Source organism: Bacillus sp. FSL M8-0063 (assembly GCF_038005545.1).
In the GTDB taxonomy this organism is placed as follows: Bacteria; Bacillota; Bacilli; order Bacillales; family Bacillaceae_G; genus Bacillus_A; species Bacillus_A wiedmannii.
Genome location: NZ_JBBOTJ010000001.1, coordinates 1,440,981 through 1,460,208, shown reverse-complemented (window position 1 = coordinate 1,460,208; position 19,228 = coordinate 1,440,981). Strand labels below are relative to the sequence as shown.

Annotated in this window: 16 protein-coding genes; 5 read left to right on the top strand and 11 right to left on the bottom strand. The window is 32.5% G+C overall.

Annotated features, from left to right (window positions below; translation table 11 throughout):
- Positions 1-53: 53 nt before the first annotated feature.
- The 6 genes from MKX31_RS07510 to topB all read right to left on the bottom strand — a co-directional run bounded on the left by MKX31_RS07510 (position 54) and on the right by topB (position 11,377).
- Entirely contained in the window at positions 54-1,604 is a 1,551-nt protein-coding gene (locus tag MKX31_RS07510) for an ATP-binding protein (RefSeq protein ID WP_340980467.1), read from the bottom strand.
- A complete protein-coding gene (locus MKX31_RS07505; RefSeq protein WP_340980466.1) occupies positions 1,585-3,750 on the bottom strand; it encodes a Mu transposase C-terminal domain-containing protein in 2,166 nt (721 codons plus the stop codon). The genes MKX31_RS07510 and MKX31_RS07505 overlap by 20 nt, the downstream gene beginning before the upstream one ends.
- Position 3,751: 1 nt before the next feature.
- Positions 3,752-4,588 carry a TnsA endonuclease N-terminal domain-containing protein gene (locus tag MKX31_RS07500; RefSeq protein WP_340980465.1) on the bottom strand — a complete coding sequence of 279 codons (837 nt, stop codon included), beginning with the start codon at positions 4,586-4,588 and terminating at the stop codon, positions 3,752-3,754.
- 308 nt (positions 4,589-4,896) lie between these two features.
- Positions 4,897-6,840, bottom strand: coding sequence for a UvrD-helicase domain-containing protein (locus MKX31_RS07490; protein WP_340980464.1), 1,944 nt, complete (start codon positions 6,838-6,840; stop codon positions 4,897-4,899).
- Entirely contained in the window at positions 6,837-8,930 is a 2,094-nt protein-coding gene (locus tag MKX31_RS07485; RefSeq protein ID WP_340980463.1) for an ATP-dependent nuclease, read from the bottom strand. Before MKX31_RS07485 ends, MKX31_RS07490 begins: the two co-directional genes overlap by 4 nt.
- Positions 8,931-9,232: 302 nt before the next feature.
- Positions 9,233-11,377 (bottom strand): DNA topoisomerase III, encoded by a 2,145-nt coding sequence (gene topB / locus MKX31_RS07480; protein WP_064476394.1) that lies wholly within the window; start codon positions 11,375-11,377, stop codon positions 9,233-9,235.
- A gap of 332 nt (positions 11,378-11,709) precedes the next feature.
- Between topB and MKX31_RS07475 the strand changes: the two genes are divergently transcribed.
- Complete coding sequence (locus tag MKX31_RS07475; protein WP_340980462.1) at positions 11,710-12,258, top strand: hypothetical protein; 549 nt, start codon at positions 11,710-11,712, stop codon at positions 12,256-12,258.
- A gap of 97 nt (positions 12,259-12,355) precedes the next feature.
- Here the strand turns inward: MKX31_RS07475 and MKX31_RS07470 are convergent, their stop codons facing one another.
- On the bottom strand, positions 12,356-13,639 hold the full coding sequence (locus MKX31_RS07470) for an aminopeptidase P family protein (protein ID WP_222661004.1): 1,284 nt from the start codon (positions 13,637-13,639) through the stop codon (positions 12,356-12,358).
- A 221-nt stretch (positions 13,640-13,860) separates the two neighbouring features.
- Between MKX31_RS07470 and MKX31_RS07465 the strand changes: the two genes are divergently transcribed.
- Positions 13,861-14,844 carry a F510_1955 family glycosylhydrolase gene (locus MKX31_RS07465; RefSeq protein WP_222661002.1) on the top strand — a complete coding sequence of 328 codons (984 nt, stop codon included), beginning with the start codon at positions 13,861-13,863 and terminating at the stop codon, positions 14,842-14,844.
- 15 nt (positions 14,845-14,859) lie between these two features.
- Positions 14,860-15,576, top strand: coding sequence for an urease accessory protein UreH domain-containing protein (locus tag MKX31_RS07460; protein ID WP_222654983.1), 717 nt, complete (start codon positions 14,860-14,862; stop codon positions 15,574-15,576).
- Between the two features lie 45 nt (positions 15,577-15,621).
- On the opposite strand, the gene MKX31_RS07455 is transcribed toward MKX31_RS07460, so the two are convergent.
- Positions 15,622-16,494, bottom strand: a complete 873-nt coding sequence (locus tag MKX31_RS07455; protein WP_064476398.1) for a LysR family transcriptional regulator — start codon at positions 16,492-16,494, stop codon at positions 15,622-15,624.
- Between the two features lie 143 nt (positions 16,495-16,637).
- Here MKX31_RS07455 and MKX31_RS07450 point away from each other — a divergent pair, with 143 nt between their 5' ends.
- Both MKX31_RS07450 and MKX31_RS07445 read left to right on the top strand, forming a co-directional pair.
- Complete coding sequence (locus MKX31_RS07450) at positions 16,638-17,345, top strand: alpha/beta fold hydrolase (RefSeq protein WP_258125867.1); 708 nt, start codon at positions 16,638-16,640, stop codon at positions 17,343-17,345.
- A gap of 146 nt (positions 17,346-17,491) precedes the next feature.
- Positions 17,492-17,722 (top strand): DUF896 domain-containing protein, encoded by a 231-nt coding sequence (locus tag MKX31_RS07445; protein WP_064476400.1) that lies wholly within the window; start codon positions 17,492-17,494, stop codon positions 17,720-17,722.
- A gap of 50 nt (positions 17,723-17,772) precedes the next feature.
- Here the strand turns inward: MKX31_RS07445 and MKX31_RS07440 are convergent, their stop codons facing one another.
- The 3 genes from MKX31_RS07440 to MKX31_RS07430 all read right to left on the bottom strand — a co-directional run bounded on the left by MKX31_RS07440 (position 17,773) and on the right by MKX31_RS07430 (position 19,205).
- Positions 17,773-18,252, bottom strand: coding sequence for a CcdC family protein (locus tag MKX31_RS07440; protein ID WP_064476401.1), 480 nt, complete (start codon positions 18,250-18,252; stop codon positions 17,773-17,775).
- A 15-nt stretch (positions 18,253-18,267) separates the two neighbouring features.
- Positions 18,268-18,663 (bottom strand): DUF2871 domain-containing protein, encoded by a 396-nt coding sequence (locus tag MKX31_RS07435; protein WP_064476402.1) that lies wholly within the window; start codon positions 18,661-18,663, stop codon positions 18,268-18,270.
- A gap of 146 nt (positions 18,664-18,809) precedes the next feature.
- Positions 18,810-19,205 carry a cytidine deaminase gene (locus MKX31_RS07430; protein ID WP_064476403.1) on the bottom strand — a complete coding sequence of 132 codons (396 nt, stop codon included), beginning with the start codon at positions 19,203-19,205 and terminating at the stop codon, positions 18,810-18,812.
- Positions 19,206-19,228: the final 23 nt, after the last annotated feature.

Genomic DNA, 19,228 nt, shown 5'->3' with positions numbered 1-19,228 from the left:
AACTTAAAACTATGTATATTTATGTCCTATACTCAATAATTTGTAAATTCTATTCATTTTTCACTTTTATTTATTTCATTCTGTATTTCTTCTTCTAACCCGTCCATTAAAGCAAGCGATGCTGATTGCTGCAATAAAAATTTAAAACTTTTCTTTTCTCCATATTCCTCTATTATCTTTTCTGCTGAAACTTTAGCAACTTCATAATCTATCCCCATAATTTGCAACTTTCGAATGATTTTTATATCTAAATCTCCTATAAAATTTTCATTACACATTTTTTCCTGTTTCTCTAAAAAATAGTCTACATTGACTACATTGGTTATCTCGTTTAACCCTGAATCTAATGTATTGTCTAATGTACTCAATACTATGTCTTCATATCTTGTCATATTAGATTTTTTCCCCGTCTTCATCGCTTTAAGAACAGGTTGGAGTGACTTTAAATAATTTTCGGAAACTCGCTTAATAATGGTCGATGTTATATTTTCCTTTTTCTTTTTCATTGTTTCCATCTGTACAAGCATAAATAATTTTACCGCAATTGCAATAATTCCTTGGCTATACTCAAACATTGCTTTACTTAACTCAGGAGTCAATTCCGTATACTCTCGATTCCATTGATAGCGCCATAACCCTTTTAATAGCAACTCCCATTCTCTATCTGTTTCTCTATGATGCATCCAAATTAAATCCCCTTGCCCACACATTCTCCGAATTTGTCTTAATGCCTTTTTATATAGCACTTCTGTTTTAGGTGTCCCAATAAATATGATTGGGATTTTGCATATATTATTTAAAGTTACAAAGAAGTTCAACATCACTTCTTCTCCTTGACTTTTTGCTATACTTAGATGTTGAATTTCATCCACAATCAATACTCCAATGCCATGCTGCACTATATGAGTTTGCATAGCTACAATAAGTCTAGAAACAGTCACACGCGACTTATATATTTGTTCTGTATATTGCGTTCCTAACACACTGTCTAGTTTTTTGAAAAATGCACCAATTAAACCTTTTAATGTACCATCATGAGGACAATCTATTTTTAAATACAGAACTTGTTTTCTAATAAATGGTCGACCTTTATATTCTGTATGTTGAATTACTTGAGGATAAGTAGAGAGCAATCTGCTTAAACTTCTTGATTTCCCAACACCTGAAGTTCCTATTATCATAAACCCTTCTCCAGGCACTCCATCACTATTTATCACAGGTACCTTACCTTTTTGTAAATTATCGTAGATTTCCCTGAGCAATAACTTTTCTTCTCTATTCATAGGATTTCTGCATAAATACCCTTGTCTAAGAGCTCTATCAAAAAGATTATACAAAGAAATTTGCCTACCATATGGCTGAAAAAAACTATTTAAACGCATTACATAATGAGAACGTAACTCTTTTGAATGTAATCTCTCCTCTTCGTTAAAATGCGGATAGACCGCTAAAGAGTTATAAAGACTTTCCATACTCAATATAGGAGGCAAAGTCTCTAAGAATGGATTTCCTTCATATTCCTTTACTTGCTGAGGTAAGTATACAGCCTTTGGATGAAAGTGATTTTCTTCTCTATAAATATGATTAACCATTTTCTTCCCCATAGTTCCCTTCCTCTTCCATTAACTTTTCATATAGTTTTAGTTGTTCTAACTCATATTCATTTAATTCCGCTTCTTCTTGCTCACGTCCTAAGGATAATGTTCTTTTATGCGACTTCTCGTCCTCTTCTTTATTTTCAATTAAAAATGCCTCTTGTGGCTGACGTTCAAAATTATCTTCTGTTCTTCTCTCCCTAATATTTTTTATTTTTGATGTGTTACTTTCTACAAATATCGGGATAATACTTTCTGTTCGTTGCTCTGCATCAACAACAACTTCTTCCACTCTGGATTGATAAGTTAATTTTCTTTCTAAGCTCTCTTTTGCCTTAATTTTCTTTAATTCTCTCTCTGTTTTTTGTAAATGTTCTATCTCACTTAAGCTTTTACCATAATAGACACTCGTCTTATCCATTTCACAAGCAATATAACTCTCTTTGCTTTCATCTTTAATATAAATAAACGTCATATTTCTTGGATCAAAGAGTACCCTGATTTTCCACCCTTTATTTCTAGCTTTTTCAAACCAATGTTCTTGTATTGCTTTTGCACACGTATATCTCATGTTTTTATATTTAATTCCTTCAGCAGAAACCCTTCCCACATCTACAGACATGAAAGCAAACTTTAATTCTTCTTTTGGAAATGTCCTTAAGATACCTGAACATTTTTCAACTCCCCAGTTCCAAATATTATTTGGAGTTGGTACCACTTGATCTCTTAACATCTCTTCACTTAATTCATAGTGTTCAAGGATTTTCTGATTATGCATTCTTATATATTCAATAATGATTTTGCGAATATCTTGAATTGTAAGAACTGCCTTTAGACGGTAATCTGGCGCCCCTCGTTTCCCAAAGTTTTTTTCAACGTATCCTGGTAATAATGGTTTAGCATTCTGTTGGAGAATCCCCAATGCACGCTCTACAATTCCTTTCAAATCAGCTCTATATGGAGGGGTATTTTCAAGACGAATATTAATTCTATCCGCTAGCTTTTGAGCTTCTTTTCCCATCAATTCTCCTCGATCAGCCAATAGTGCTGCTGGCAAATTAGATGCTATCCATTCACCCGTTTCAATTGAGACCCCCAGATTTTTGCAATATTCTTCTTTATCACTAACGGCACAATAAAGTGCTAATCTTGCCATCTCTAGTGACGCAGCCCTAGTATCTACATGAAAACCAACTATCATTCTGCTAAATACATCAACTACAAGATATAAAGTTGGTCGGCCTATGATTGCGTTATAATTATTCGAAGATACAACATAGACGTCTGCAATTGTAGAATCAATTTGATATAAACTACCTGGTCCATAAACATAATCGTTTGATTTCCCTAGGATAGCTCTTTGAGTTAAATTATGTTCTTTTTCCCCTAAACGTTTTATTGATACCTTATGTGAACTGGTTAGTTTTTTGGCCCAATAAACAAATTGAGCATACGAAGGTGGCTTTGCATCTTTTTTAAACTTTAATACGGTCTCGCCACCGAGGTTCAACTTATCCATAAAATTTCCCGCTAAAAACCTTTCATATGTGTAACGTAGGGAGTTTTCTTTTTGGTTCATATAGTATTTTTGAAACGCATTAACGATAAGTTTTTTTACTTGTTGTGTTACATTTGTTCCTTCGCCATGGATATTTTTATCTTTTTTTTGTCTACCAACTTTTTTTTGTCCAAGAATTTTTTCTTTTCCTTTTCCACCACAATTTTTATAATTATCAACTATCGCTCCTTTATTTTGACCATTTTTCCAATACATTCTTAACAACTTATATAGAGTTGGCTTCGTGTATCCTTGCTGAATATACGCCTTTAAAATTTCTCCTCTTGCCTTGCTTTCAAATATAGCCGGAATATTCTCTTTTGATAATAACCGTTGAATTAAGTGCCAATTCTTCTCTATACGTTCCCTTTGCGAGGCATTTAATTCCTCTTCCATATGTAACTTATAATAAGGATCTGATAGACTTACTCTAATCATGTCATTTTGAATATCAGTTATAATATCAAGTACATTTACCTTGATAGGAAGAGCATTACTATCATTTAAGATGAAAATGTACATGACTTCTTGTTTAGAATCTATCCATAAAACCCTATAGTAGATTTTATCTTCATCTGTATCTTCTTCTAAAACCATACTATGGTATAAAACGTTCATAAAAAGCCTCCTCATCTACATGAAAATCATCCCTTTCTAACATATGCATTTTAAAATCTTGTTGTAAGTTAATTTTTATAACATGGTGAAAAACCAAAAAGTTAAAAAATGTTAATACCGTTCCATTCCTTAAACTATTTTCTCTTGTAAAGACTTCTAAAGAATGTTCAAGACATACCGTAGATTTATTTATATACACTACAAACTTCTCTAGTAAATCAATCATTTCTTTGGTTAACGTCGGATAACTTATAACTATATTTGCATTTCTAATTCTTTTTAAATTATTAACAAGTGGAAGAGGTATATCTTGTTCGGTTATAATTCCCCAATCTATATTTTTTTGTTCCCAATAACAACGTTCAATTTCAAATTTCTCCTGGACACGCTTTTTTCCTAATTCATTTGAGGGTTTAACTGTCCTTGCAATTATTTTTTCACAATGATTTTCATTTATCGTGATTATAAAATCTGTACTCATGACATAAGGTGTATTACTTTTACTATCTGTTGGATATTTAATCTTCTTTTCCTTAGCAATCTCCATTGCTAATTCTAAATCTAGTAGTGGATATTGCTCCCGAATATCGATAACATGCTTTGAGTAATCTAACAATAAAAAATAGTTATACTCAAGACGAGATAAAAAATGGTGCATTCTTTTTGTTTTAAGACCTAACTCCCTAGATACAATACCGTTTGATGGAAAGTCATTTACTGTTATCCAAGGCAGGTATTCTAAACCTTCTCCTAATCCTCTGCCTTCATCAATCCATTTTTTCATCTTTTTCCACGTCCACATTCTTCCACTCTTCATGATTAAACCGTCCTCTCGTAGTAACAGCTTTTATTAGGGTTAACAATATGCTAAATATTCAAACATTTAAACCAAAAACTCTATCAAGAAAATCTATTACTTAATAAATCATGTGAATTTTTTATCCATTTAATTAAAAAAATAGAAGGCATTCGTATGTTTAAACATACAAATGCCTTCTATTTTTATTATTGATATAGGTTTATTAATACTTGTTTTAACTCTGGTTTTATTGCAATAATTGAGCGAACCGCCTTTACTTGTTGTTCTGCATCTTCTACATTAGAAAACAGCAGTATGTAGTAATTTTAGTTCAACTCTATAACTTCCCATCCAGCTTGCATAGCTAATTGTTTTTTTTCATCTAAACTCTTTCCAAAGTTCTGCTTGTTAATAGCTACTGCCGCCAGATGTGTCGGTCTACTTAAGGCAACATAAGCCGTTTTTAATCCATCTCTGATTACTTCATATAATAATCGATCACACTTTGTATAATCCCAATACTCACCAATTAAAAACTCGAAAATTTCAGTACAATCATAGAATAATTCAGGATTATTATAATCCCCTTTTGGTACTTCGGACTCTAAAAGAAGAGTCGCTTTATGTGTTTCCCCTTTCACTGCATGGACTGTTCCAAAATAGATTTCTTGCTCTATTTGTTCAATCTGCTCAGATATAGATTTCTCTTGGTTCCTTTGATAGCTAATATAAATTCTTTCAGTATGGTCACAGACATAGTTAATGGCTCTGTTTAACAAATCATCTCTCTTAAATATTATTCCTTCCAATTGAACAATTTCTTTATACATTTCAATAATTTTCTCTTTTATACTCTCGCTTACTTTTCCTTTATTTAAATAAACCTCTTTTATATATACTGCCATATGAGCTTTTATACTTAAGTACTCTGGTTTTCTTAATACATCATAAAAATATTTACTCGAATACGCTGCTTTTTCTTTGGGTGCCTGCTCCTTTATATACATTAACATCCCTTTTATCATTAATTCATAAAAGCTTTTAATTATTGTTTCAGTTTTAGGTTTCACATCGCTATTTTTTTTATATTTTTTATGATAACTTTTAACTTCATCGTGGTATAAACCGACTACCCCTATTTTTTTATTACTATCTCTAAATTCTACTTGCTTTTCTGACAAACTATTTACTATATTTAGAAATTCATCTATTACATTTCCCTTCGATTTATACAACAATAAATACGGTTTGAAAGATTTTACATTGGGATTACCTTTTAAAGCAGTATATTCTTCTATACATGCTGTTTTCAGCACATTTGAAATACTATTCCCAAATCTTGTACTATAGGATAACTCAATTGGATCCACTTCTTTTTCTTGTGATGGTATCCAAGCATCTTTTTTATTACTAAACATTGTATAAAGTGATTGATAAGGATCTCCAAACTTCTGCAATATTGTTGATTCGTTGTTAAATATTCTTTTTAACAAATCATATTGAATATTACTCGTATCTTGTGCTTCATCAATAAATGCCCATGAAAATCGGTTTGCAAATGCATTTTTCACTTGTTTTTCATACTTTTTTATATACCACCTTGAAAAAGATAATATATCATTATGCCTAAAAATCCCCTTTTCTAACATGTTTTTAAATGTATCAATTAATGCATCCTTATAACCATCACCACAATAACCTAATATATTAATTTTATCTTTATCGTAAAATTCTAAATAAGTTTCTTTTATCCTACTTGTTGGCGGAGCATATGTATAAGTAAAAGGTTTATATTCTTCAAAAACCTCTATAAATCGCTTTTTATACATATCTTCATCGTACACTATTCCCTTTTTATTTGGATAAAGCTCTTGATAAGCTTTATGAGCAAAAAAGTAATTAAAAAAATCGTGTATAGTACCTATAAAATTCGGATATTCAAGATCTGATATTCCAATTTTTCTTAACTGGTTTTTAATTTCATCTACAGCTACATTTGTATGTGTAATAATACATATTCCTTTTTCTTCCTTACTATCTTTTATTCGTTTAATAACTAATGCAATTTTAGCTATTAAAACTGTTGTTTTTCCACTACCTGGTCCCGCAATAATATTTGCATTCTTCTCTGCCAAGATTACTGATTTCTGTTCACTTGAAAATTCACAATTGACAGGGAGTATGATTTTTTCAATATTTCTTAACTCTTTTATTAAATTTTCTTCTAACAATTCTGTCTCCAAGTGTTCCACATCTAATAGCGTCATCATACTTCTCCCCCTTTTGGTGGTTCTGTAACATGATAAATTGCTTTTATTAAGTAATCTAAATATGGATCTTCTAACACTTTCCCTTTAAGTACTTTTTTATTTTCTTCTATTCTTTTTGCTAATTGTTGAGCTACTATGGCTTTAGAAATATATTTATCATTCAAAGGTTTATATACCTTATAAGCAGCTTCTTCTCTCGTATCCTCATTTTTTATTTCAGTAATAATTTCATTTAATTTTTGTTGATTTGCTTCACTATTTGGTTGTTTATAGCGAATTGAATGAATTACTTCCGCAAGTGTTACACCTAAAGAACTTAGAGCCAACTCATATTCGAGCGTCCAATGAGGAGCAACAAAAACACTTACATTAGCTTCTAGTTCTTCAAAGTCCGACTCAATATGCGATTTTTTATTTTCTCTTAGTTTCATTACTATATCTTGATTAATATCTTTTGAAAGAGATTCTTTTAACATGGATTCTTGTGCCTTGTCCAACGTTATAGAATACCTCTCCATTTCACCTTTAAATTTAGTCATTGACGTGAATGTTTGACCTATTAATTCATTAAAATCATTACTCTCAATTTTCTCCCCCACTATTTTCCTTAAATCAAACTCATCTACAATAATCAGAACCTTTTTATCACTTTTTACGTTTTTGCTCTTTTCCTTATCTTTGTAAAATTCTACAGGCCTTACATCAACATCTGTAATAATAGAAACAGGCATTTTTAATGTTGAATAACCATCATTAATCCATTTCTTAGATCTTGAAAATATTTTTGCATATCGTTTAAAAGCAGTATTCCCGATATTTACAATAGAAACTCCATATCTATGTAATGGTCTATCTATTAATTCCGCCAAGGCAGGAAGCAATAAGTTCTCTGCATCTCCTTCTACAAAAATGACTCCTTTTGCAAAAAACAAGTTAGCCTTAGTTGCATCTAGAAAGCGCTGTAAAAATTCGTAATCTTCCTCTTCTAGACTAGTGTTACTAGGTCCCATTGGATATGCTTTATTATCATGAATTAGTATTATATGTTCCAAGGATGTAGAAGCAGTTAGAGTTGTACTATGAGTTGATAAAATAAATTGTCCTTTATATTCAGAGCTACCTTCTAAACTTTTTTGTAAGTATTTTATTAACCTAAGCTGTGCTTGAGGATGTAAATGTGCCTCTATTTCTTCTATTAAAGTTAAATTTGATCCCATTTCTATTCCATCATTTAATAAAAGTAACTCTGCCGCAATAAATAGCAAGTTTAGGCTACCCAATCCAGATACTTGATCATCTAAGTCTAAACTTAATTTTCTTAGAATATCACTTAATTTAGCAGGAGCTACTTCAAACTTTGGTTTATATGTTTCTTTTCCTGTTGTTGGTAGATTAAAAAATTCATCTAAATAATTGGAAATCTCTCCAATAATCGTTTTATCGTCCATAGGCTTTGTAAAATACCCCTCAATTTGTTGATTGGTTTCTCCAACAATGTTTTCTAATTCATGGCTACCTTCTGAAGGAATTTTAAAAGCAGAATAACTCTTTAAAATTTGAGCAAGTCTAGATTTAAAGCCAGGTCTTAATTCATTTTTAGCGTCTCTTAAAGGCTTTAAATAGGTTGCTTTTATTAATTCTCTAGCAGAACCTTCTAATCTAACATCCGCATTTGCAGGACCTGCCTTTACAAATTTTTCGATTTTTTCTCCAACTATTTCATTTTTAATCTTTTTCGCTGTAAGTCGAATAATTAATTCATACTCATTTACTTCGTTAAATGATAGCCATTCTAAAAATATTCCCGCTTCTGTTTCAGTGAGATCAGCGAAAATGCATTCTATTTTCATCTCACTACTAGAGTTTCCTTGTTCATCAACATAGAAATCTCCTTCTGTTATCTTCAAATTTTCAGAGCTTACTGTCCCTAAAGTAAAGTGAATAGCATCAATAATTGCACTTTTTCCTGAATCATTTTCTCCAATCAGTAGGTTAAAATTCTTATGAAATTTCAATTGAAGACCTGGGCTATTTGCTTCACCTTCTCCAAATTTCCTGAAATTCCAAATTTTAATTTCTTTTAAAAACATTACTAATCCCCCTATCTTTGATCATTCCTTAATCCTTATATATAATTTTAAATTTTATATAAGTGATTTACAATCTTTTTAATCTCATCTATACACTATCTAACCTTATTCTCCCAGAGCTTCCGCTTTATTATAAAATAAAAAGCATGAAATTAAATTATCATGCTCTTGTCCTAATCCTAGGGTTTAAATCTATTCTTTTTTCAATATCAGTCCTTCTACATTCCAAAATTGGTAAAGAACTTTTTTATTCAGTAAAGAACTTTTTTATTCAGTAAAGAACTTTTTTATTTATTGACAACTTAATTCTCAAATACAAAATTCATCTTATTATCTTTCCACTCTAACTTCGCATCAAATGTTTTCTCGCCCTTTTTAAAGCCTTTAATTAAATCGGTCTTTTCACCTTTTAAGAGCTTTGTCATATTTTTTTGCGAAATTGTTTTGCTTAATATTTTCTTTGAGATGGTAAAATCACATTGCGTCGTATTGTAGTTAGAACAACCGTAAAACGTTGACTTATCAATCACATCGCCATCACATTTTTTACAGCTACCTACCTTTTTACCTGTTGTAAATTTCGATCCTTTTCGTTCAATTGATTCAACATGTAATCCAGTGAAATCCCATTTCTCCGACATTTCTACCGCATCTTCAATAATTTTAGCTGATAGCTTTTTCGTTTGTTCCATAAATGTAGCTGGTGAAGCTGTGCCTTCACCAATTTCCGCAAGGCGCTGCTCCCATTTCGCTGTCATTTCTGGTGAAGCTAATATTTTGTCTCCTATTGCGGTAATTAATACTTTCCCTTTATCGGTTGCATACACTTGGTTCTTCTGCACATCTATATATTTACGGTCTTTCAGCATCGTAATAATACCTGCACGCGTTGCCTCTGTACCTAAACCTTCTGTTTTCTTTAATACTTTCTCCAGCTCTTCATTCTCTAAATACTTACCGGCCGTTTTCATTAACGTAATAAGTTGTCCTTCTGTATAACGCTTCGGCGGCTGTGTTTTTCCTTCTTTCACTTTCACCTTTACAACTTTTCCTTGTTCACCTTCTGCGACAATTGGAAGAATTGTTTCGTCATCTTTATCGTCTTGGAAAATAACTTTACGCCAACCTTCTTGAATTTGCTGTTTTCCTTTTGAAATGAATTCAGCACGTTCGTCTACAAGAGTTGTAATCGTTGTGTAGTCAAAGATTGCTACTTCATAATGCGCCGCAATCAGTCTTCTTACGATCATATCGTAAATTTTCTTTTCATCACCTGATAGTTTACTTGGATTTGTAACTTGCTCTGTCGGAATAATAGCGTAGTGATCTGTAACTTTTTTTTCATTCACATAACGCTTATTATTCATAATCGATTCAACTGGAGCTGGTAATAACCCTTTATATTCATCAAATTGACTTAACTTCTGTAAAATATCAGGGAACGTCGCTGCTTCTCCTTGTGTAACATAGTTAGAATCCGAACGCGGATAAGAAACTATCCCTTTTTGATATAGTGCTTGTGTTATATCAAGCGTCTTTTTCGGTGAAAATTTAAAAGCTTTATTAGCTGTCGCTTGCAGTGCTGATAAATTAAATAAAAACGGCGGCTGAAACTCTTTACGCTCCGTTTTCATTTCTTTTACTACGGCCGGTTTCCCTTGGCAAAATGCTGCAATTTTATTTGCCATATCAGGGTCTTGTAAGCGAGATTCATTGTCTTTCTCCCATTTCCCCTCATACTTCTTTCCTTCTATATTAAAGGTTGCAAACACTTCCCAAAATGGCTCTGACTTAAAGTTCTCTATTTCTTTTTCACGCTTTACAATTAATGCAAGTGTCGGTGTTTGTACACGACCAGCTGAAAATACATCGTTCATTCCTTTTTTCTTTAGCAAAATACTAAAGACACGCGATGCATTCATACCAACGACCCAATCCGCACATGACCTTGTATACGCCTCATAGTACGTATTAATTGTATCTGATTCATCAAGCAAGTTTTTAAACCCTTGGTAAATAGCTTGCTTCGTTAAAGATGAAATCCAAAGACGCTTCATCGGCTTTTGCACGTTGCAAAGATTAATAATGTTTCGTACGATTAATTCCCCTTCACGCCCAGCATCGCCCGCATGAATAATTTCTGTTACCCCCGGATTATGTAACAGCTGTTTCACAACGTTAAACTGTTTATACTTCGACTTTGTTACTTCAAATTGAAAACGCTCTGGAATCATCGGTAACGTATTAAGTGACCATTTTTTCCACTCTGCGTGATAATGCTCTGGATTACATAACTGCGTCAAATGACCAATTGCCCATGTACAGTACGCTCCATTTGGAAATAACTCATTCGCTTCTACTTCTAAATATCCATCTTTCCGGCGATATTTAAATTGTGAAACAAGAGCCAAACCTTGATCTGGTTTCTCGGCAATAATTAATTTCATTTTATAACTCCCTATCTGTATTCCAGTGTTACTTTCATTGTCTATCTGTTTAGAGGCGATGATAAAACAACAATCTTATTTATCATTCGCGGTTTGTCTCGCAAATGGGAGACCTATAATATTATACGCTTATTCTTTATGGCTTCACAATAGAAACTCTTCATTTAACTCTTACATTCACATGCTCATAATTAAAAAGACGTCCCAAAAAATCAGAAGCCTTCTTGCTTACATTTATGAAATTGTGCAGATAATATGCAGATATAAATAAGCATAAGTACTCTCCATATGAACATATGATGAAATGAATGATAGGACAGGGAGGTATCATAATGTTCGCTTACACATTAACCGCCTTAACACTTTGTTGTATCTCGATTTTTATTACATCATATATATCTAAACTCAAGGGTACCCTAATGGAGTATATGGTATTTATTATGTCTTTTAGTATGAGTACGGGTTTAAGTATCGGTTTTTATTTAGGTATTCTTTTTAAAGGTGAATTACTATATTCTACTTTGCTTGCGATTTTAATTAGTAGTTGTATCGGTTTTTTAGTCGGTCTACGGTTTCACCTATTTACTGCTTTAGAAGGAATGTTCTCTGGATTAATGGCAAGTATGATGGGAGCAATGATTACAGAAATGTTAAACGCTCAACAAGCTCATAGTATACTGTTTATTAGTCTTTTACTTACGATAACAATAACTATGTCATGTATGATTCAACTTTTATCAGAAACTTTTTCTACTTTTATTCAACGGCGTTTTTTGTTATTACTATCAATTAGTGTGGTAATTATCGTTGCCGTATTCGTGACATTCCCAGATCATACTCCCCCACCTTCGTCCGGGCATGATCAACATATAATACATTGACATTTGGAATATAATTGAAGATGCTTTTCGAGGAAATATCGCGGTTTAAAATGAACAAAATAAAAAGACGCTCAAACTTGAGCGTCTTTCCCGATCATTATTTCGTAACAACTTCATCTTCTTTTACATTCACATTATTTTCTCTCATAAACGCTTCAATCTCTTCCACTTCTCTAATAATATCTTTTGACAAGTTTTCATGTCCGTCTTTCGTTACAAGAATATCATCTTCAATACGAATTCCAATTGATTCTTCTTCAATATAAAGACCAGGTTCAATTGTTATTACCATACCTTCTTCTAACACTCTATCTTTATATGTTCCTACATCATGCGTATCTAAACCAAGGAAATGGCTAACACCATGATAATAGTATTTTGATAACTCTTCGTCTTCTTGAATTAAGCCAATTTCTTTACACTCTTCTGCTAGTACCTTTTTTGTATGCTCATTTAATGCAGCAAACTTTACTCCTGGCTTAATGAGTTCCGTTGTTTCTTTCAATGCTTTTAATACAATATTATACATTTGTTTTTGGCGACTAGAGAATGTTCCATTTGCCGGGAATGTATAACTAATATCAGCGTTATAGTAGTCTTTTTGAGCGCCTAAATCTAGCAGTACTAAATCACCATTTTGAATTTGTGCATCATTGTCTTCATAATGAAGAACTGTAGCATTTTTTCCACTTGCCAAAATTGTATTGAATGCATGATGCTTAATGCCAGATGATTTCAGTGTGAAATCAAACTGAGCTTCTAATTCATACTCCATCATGTCAGCTTTTGCATGCTTAAGTACGTTGTAAATGCCCTCTTTCGTTACAGAAATTGCTTCTTTAATAATTTCAACTTCTTCTTCTGTTTTAAACACTCGTAATTCACAAATATTCGGATATACATTACCAATTAAAACGTGTGGATACTGTTCTCTTACATGTTTAGCAAAAGCATGCGTTTTGGTCTCCGTACCATTCCACTCACGACGCTCTAAATCTAAATATAGATGCTTCACATTTTCTGTAAAAAGTATATTTGAAATTGTCTTTTCAAAGCTATCTAAATATACAACTTTCTTTATACCTGAAATTTTCTCTGCTTCTTTGTTAGAAACTGTTTTACCGACCCATTTTTCCATGACTGGATCCGATTTTTCAATGAACAGTGTTTCTTCAACACTATTTCCAAACTTCTTCAACATGAAAATAACATTTGGTTCCTCGATTCCTGTTACATAGTAAAAATTTCGATTCGGCACAAATTTATAATGTGCATCCGCTGACATATGAGGTGCTTGTCCAGCAAATAAAATAGTAATAGATTCATCTGGTAATGTGTTTACTAATCGTTCTCTATTTTGAGCAAAAAATGTTGATTTCATAATATTCCCCCTAGCGTTCTATGTATACTGGTAAATCTAATTACCCAATACAATTCATTCTATTATTGTTATAATTTTTCGTCAATTAATAGTACTCATAGTGAAAGGAAATTTTTCATTACTAGGGCCACTTACAATCGAAATTATGCATACCACTCCACAATTTCTTGACATTTATTCCATATACTTAAAATCTCATATATAGGAAAGGAGCTACTACTTTGAAACATTATGTAGCAACAAGACTAGCAATTACTTCTTTATTGTTCATTACAGGATGTTCTAGCAACGCCGAAACAGCACCAGTGAAGAAAGACACGGTGCAATCTCAGCCAAAACATACAGAAACAGCAAATACAATTCCGCAAAACTTCTATAAGGAAACTACATTTGGAAAAATCGAGCACATTCACGGAATTGGCTATGCAGGAAATATGCCTGGGGTTTCTATCGCCACTCATAGCGGGATAAAAGTTTATCAAAATGGAAAATGGCTTGAAACTAAGACTGAGCTACATGATTATATGGGGTTTCAGGCAACGAAGAACGGATTCTTTGCCAGCGGCCATCCTGAACCAGGTGCAAATTTAAAAAATCCTTTAGGATTAATGAAAAGTTCTGATGGCGGTAATACCCTCGAGAAGCTAGCGTTTTATGGAGAATCTGATTTTCACAACCTTGCTGTTGGATATAATACGGAAGCAATTTATTTATACAATGAGCGTCCAAATTCTAAATTACAACAAGGTTTTTATTTCAGTACGAACAACGGACAAGATTGGAAAAATAGTAAGTTAAAAGGTCTTTCAAGTACAATTCATTCCTTTTCCGTACACCCTGATCAATCTAGTGTAGTCGCGGTAAGTGCTAAAGATGGTGTTTACTTATCTACAGATTACGGAAATACATTTGAACTATTGTCTACATCACTTGAATCGACAGCAGTTACATTAAGTAATGAAGATGTTTTTTACGCCCCTATCAATAAGCAAATGATAACGAAGAAATCAATTGCTACAAATGAAGAAACAAACCTACAAACTCCATCTTTAGATTCTAAAGATACAATTATGTACATATCACAAAACCCTCAAAATTCAGCTGAAATAGTATTTGCTACAATGAAAGCAAATGTGTTCATTTCTACAGATGAGGGTAAAATGTGGAAGCAGATTACGAAAGAGGGAGCATTCCAATTTAATTAGAAAGGTGAATATAACGTGTTTTCAACAATTAGTGAATGGAGCTACCAACTCATGTCTCCTTTAATGGATGTCGCGAATGCTACGAAATCAGTACCTCTTTTATTTGCATTTTTATTTGGCGTAGTAGGTACCCTTGCTCCTTGCCAATTAACAGGAAACATAAGCGCTATTACACTTTATGGCAATCAATCTTTACAAAAGGGACATGCATGGAAACATATATTGTTATTCATTTCAGGAAAAATAATAGCTTTTACAACGCTTGGACTATTCGTATGGTTCTTAGGAAAAGAGTTTCAGCAAATATTAACTTTGTACTTCCCGTGGTTGCGAAAAATAATTGGACCTTTATTAATTTTAATGGGGTTAATGTTGGCAGGTATTATAAAGAGCAGAAATTTCTTCTCGATCAAATTTATACGAAAACAAAGTGAAGTCAGCTCATTTTTACTTGGATTTTTCTTTTCGTTAGCTTTCTGTCCAACTATGTTCGTTCTATTTTTCGGAACGTTAATCCCTTTATCTTTATCATCTAATTATGGGTACTTGTTTCCGACATTCTTTTCAATAGGAACTGCTCTACCAATCGTTGTCCTTATGTTCATCATCTTCTACCTCGGATTAAACGGAGCATTATTGAAAAAGAGCCGAAAAATAGGGAAAATTATTCAGCTTATAACCGGTGTTCTTCTGATATTCATCGGACTTTATGATACTACTCTTTATTGGTAATATATACAAAAGGTAAGCTTCAGTGAAATGAGCTTACCTTTTGTATCATTTTTTCTTTTGTTGTAGTTGATTTAGTAAATTCTTAACAAATTCTAAGAACAGCGGATCATTCTCTTTTTTAGGTGACCATTGCATAATAAGTTGTCGTGGAATTTTAATTTCTATCGGTTGCACGATAAAGTCATGAATGATTTGTTTATGCAGTCCTGATAACGGAACGATTGTTATACCGTTAACTTGTAAAGTAAGTGCTAATGCCGAGCTAATTGACTCTGACTCCATCACTTTATTAACTGTTATTTCATTTTTCATCAAATATGGTTCAAGTACTTCTTTACAACCAGAAAGCGGCATAATAAAAGGATAATTTTTCAACTCTTTAATAGTAAGGTTAGGTGGAATAGTCTTTGAAGAAACCATAACATAAGGATCTTCACCAATAACTTCATAATGAAATCCTGGTATTAAATTTTCTTTTATAGAAATAGAAAAATCAGCACTTCCAGAAGACAGCCAATCTAATACTTCTTGATAGCTTCCTTCTCGAACTGCAAGCACGTACTGACTTTGATCAATATTACCTAGTTGGATACACTCCGCCAAACAATATACAGTAACGGAAGGATACGTAGCTAGTACAATCTTATACAAGCTTCTATTTTTTAATTGTAAAACTGTTTCTTCAAGGTTTTCATACTCCATTAGAAGTCGATCTACACAAACTAAAAATTCCTTTCCATTTTCAGTTAACATCGTTCCTTGTCTAGAGCGATCAAATAAAGTTAAAGCATATCGTTTCTCTAATTTGTTTATGATATGAGTTATAGCGGGCTGTGTCATATGTAATTCTTTCGCTGCTAAACTAATGCTGTTCAACCGAGCCACATTTTTAAAAACTTTAAAATCAAAAACGTTCATTCTGTTCTCCTTATATAAAAGATATTTATATCATCTATAAATATCCTTCATTATATTTATCAAACCACTTCAGATACACTAATTATACACCATCAATATTACGAAAAAATAAAGCATATAAACATTAGAGGAGTGTTGATTAAATGAGTACTTACATTTTAATACATGGAGCATGGCAAGGTGAATGGGCATGGGAATTAGTAAAACCTCAACTAAAGGCTTTCGGACATACAGTTGTTACACTAGACTTACCTGGAAGTGGAAAAGATATGACTCCATCACAAAATATAACGCTAGATTCTTATGTTAATGCAGTAACAGCTACTATAAATCAACAAAATGAAAAAGTTATTCTTGTTGGACATAGTATGGGTGGAATTGTAATCACGCAAACAGCTGAACTTATACCAAATAAAATCGATAAATTAGTATATCTTTGCGCATTCTTACCACAAAACGGAGAAAGTCTTGGTAGTAAATTAGATGGTGAAGCTGGTCCACAATTCTCAATTAATGAGAATGACATGACTGCAGAACTTATACCAGAGTTGACTGAACAAACATTTTCAAATGCTACAAAAAATGCAGCTATTAAAGAATCTTCTTTCAAACAAATGCGTCCTCAGCCACTAGGACCGTTTCAACAAGAGCTAAAAATTTCTGAAGAAAACTTCGGAACTATAGATCGCATTTATATTGAAACAACTCTAGATAGAGCGATTCCAATTGATTTTCAGCGCCGAATGAATACAGAAACTCCTTGCGCGAAGGTTATTACTTTAGAAGCTGATCATTCACCGTTCTTCTCTAAAACATCAAAACTTGTTAGTCACTTACATGAATTAAGCTAAGCTTTATATTTTCCTTGTAGACACCCACTTACTGTAATACGGGTGTCTACTTTTCTTTTACCCTTCTTGACATATTCATATAAAAAAGTTAAAATAACTATAAATTAGTAAGTAACTAATTTAATTTAAAATTAGAGGTGAAAGAAATGAAAAACATTTTATTCCGTATTAACGAATTATCAAAAAAAGAAAAAGCATCTGGATTAACAGTTGATGAAAAACAAGAACAACAAATATTGCGTCAAAACTATACAAAAACATTTCGTGGAAGCTTAGATTCCATTTTATTAAACACAAAAATTGTTGATCAACATGGTCTTAACGTTACACCAGCCGCATTACAAGATGCTCAAATACGTTTAAAATTAAGCAAATGAAATCAAAGCTAAACAAACAATCGTATAAAACATAAAAAGAGCCGGAATTCCTATTTAGAAATTCCAGCTCTTTTTATTGTTTTTTCTAATTTAACATATAAACGATACATCGCAATTCTCCACGATACAATCATCGCAAATGCGAGCAAGAAAAACATTCCGCTTAACTCTGCTAAATCAATTGATTGACTTAAATATGATTTTAACGCTACTCGTACAGCCAATAACCCGACTAAAATAAATATGAATGCTTTTGACGGTTTCATATATATATGTTCGCTTCTTATTTCAAACTTAGTTGTTTTAATAAGAAATATAGAGAAAATAAGTCCTATACTAATCGCCTCTACTATTTCTAACGATGTTAATCGAAACTCCGGCAAGAAGTACATCATTGCGCCGGTACTCATAAAAATTGGCGGTAATATAATTTTCTTTTTCGTTACCGGTTTTTTCGCTGCTTTAAAGCGAAGAAACATTACTCCAACAGCCATACAAACCGCTATAATACTTGATAAAAGTGCTATCATATTCTCCACTCCTATCTATTTAAATGACTTTTTGAGCAAAATCATAAACCAAACGAACCCGATACTTATAATAACATGACCTAATCCAGCCATATGGCTTAAACCGTTAAAGTCAGTTCCATTTACTTGTAGTAGACCTCTCCATAGCATTGTAGCAATAGTAAAAATTAATCCTACATTATAAACAACAAACCATGCACGAAAGCTCTTTGTTTCTTGTACATGAAACACTTTACATAAAGCTAAAGCAATTAAAAAGAATACGAAACCGAGCACTAATACATGTGTATGCACCAATTGCAACATTGTGGATCCTTTAATTCCTTGTGCTTTCGTATACTCTCTTGCAAATACTCCTGATAATAAACCGATAATTAAGTAAATGAATGCTGCATTATATAATCTCTTCATTTTATTCCTCCTGCTGTAAACTTTCTATATTCACTGCAATCATTTTACGCAAAGTTTATGAATGGAATATGAACAAAATATTACATTCAATTTTTGAAAATAAAAAAGCCATTCCACAATTAATAATTGCGGAATGGCTTTTCAACTTATTTTAAATCTTCTATTGAGAAAGCACCTGGAAGTAATTGCTCAACAGTTACTTCTTTTTCATCACCTTTTACATTCGTTAGTAATACAGGCATTGTCGGTTCACAGAACTCAGCAATTACTTGTCTACAAGCACCACATGGTGAAATTGGTCCGTCCGTTTCGCCTGTAATAACTAAGTAACTAAAATCGCGCTCCCCTTCTGATACTGCTTTAAAGATCGCTGTTCTTTCTGCACAGTTACATAAACCGTAAGAAGCATTTTCTATATTACAACCAGTATAGATTTTACCTTCTTTCGTAACTAATGCTGCACCAACAGGAAATTTCGAATACGGAATATATGCTTTTGCTAACATCTTATTTGCTTCTTCGATATATTTTTTCTTATCCATATTATTTCCTCCTCAAAGTAAAT

Bases quoted from the DNA above. Each gene is read 5' to 3' on its own strand.
- MKX31_RS07445 (WP_064476400.1), top strand. From the start codon at position 17,492: ATGAAAAACATTTTATTCCGTATTAACGAATTATCAAAAAAAGAAAAA.
- MKX31_RS07430 (WP_064476403.1), bottom strand. From the start codon at position 19,205: ATGGATAAGAAAAAATATATCGAAGAAGCAAATAAGATGTTAGCAAAA.
- MKX31_RS07485 (WP_340980463.1), bottom strand. From the start codon at position 8,930: ATGTTTTTAAAAGAAATTAAAATTTGGAATTTCAGGAAATTTGGAGAA.
- MKX31_RS07505 (WP_340980466.1), bottom strand. From the start codon at position 3,750: ATGGTTTTAGAAGAAGATACAGATGAAGATAAAATCTACTATAGGGTT.
- MKX31_RS07440 (WP_064476401.1), bottom strand. From the start codon at position 18,252: ATGATAGCACTTTTATCAAGTATTATAGCGGTTTGTATGGCTGTTGGA.
- MKX31_RS07455 (WP_064476398.1), bottom strand. From the start codon at position 16,494: ATGAACGTTTTTGATTTTAAAGTTTTTAAAAATGTGGCTCGGTTGAAC.
- MKX31_RS07500 (WP_340980465.1), bottom strand. From the start codon at position 4,588: ATGAAGAGTGGAAGAATGTGGACGTGGAAAAAGATGAAAAAATGGATT.
- MKX31_RS07470 (WP_222661004.1), bottom strand. From the start codon at position 13,639: ATGAAATCAACATTTTTTGCTCAAAATAGAGAACGATTAGTAAACACA.
- MKX31_RS07435 (WP_064476402.1), bottom strand. From the start codon at position 18,663: ATGAAGAGATTATATAATGCAGCATTCATTTACTTAATTATCGGTTTA.
- MKX31_RS07510 (WP_340980467.1), bottom strand. From the start codon at position 1,604: ATGGGGAAGAAAATGGTTAATCATATTTATAGAGAAGAAAATCACTTT.
- MKX31_RS07450 (WP_258125867.1), top strand. From the start codon at position 16,638: ATGAGTACTTACATTTTAATACATGGAGCATGGCAAGGTGAATGGGCA.
- MKX31_RS07475 (WP_340980462.1), top strand. From the start codon at position 11,710: ATGTTCGCTTACACATTAACCGCCTTAACACTTTGTTGTATCTCGATT.
- topB (WP_064476394.1), bottom strand. From the start codon at position 11,377: ATGAAATTAATTATTGCCGAGAAACCAGATCAAGGTTTGGCTCTTGTT.
- MKX31_RS07490 (WP_340980464.1), bottom strand. From the start codon at position 6,840: ATGATGACGCTATTAGATGTGGAACACTTGGAGACAGAATTGTTAGAA.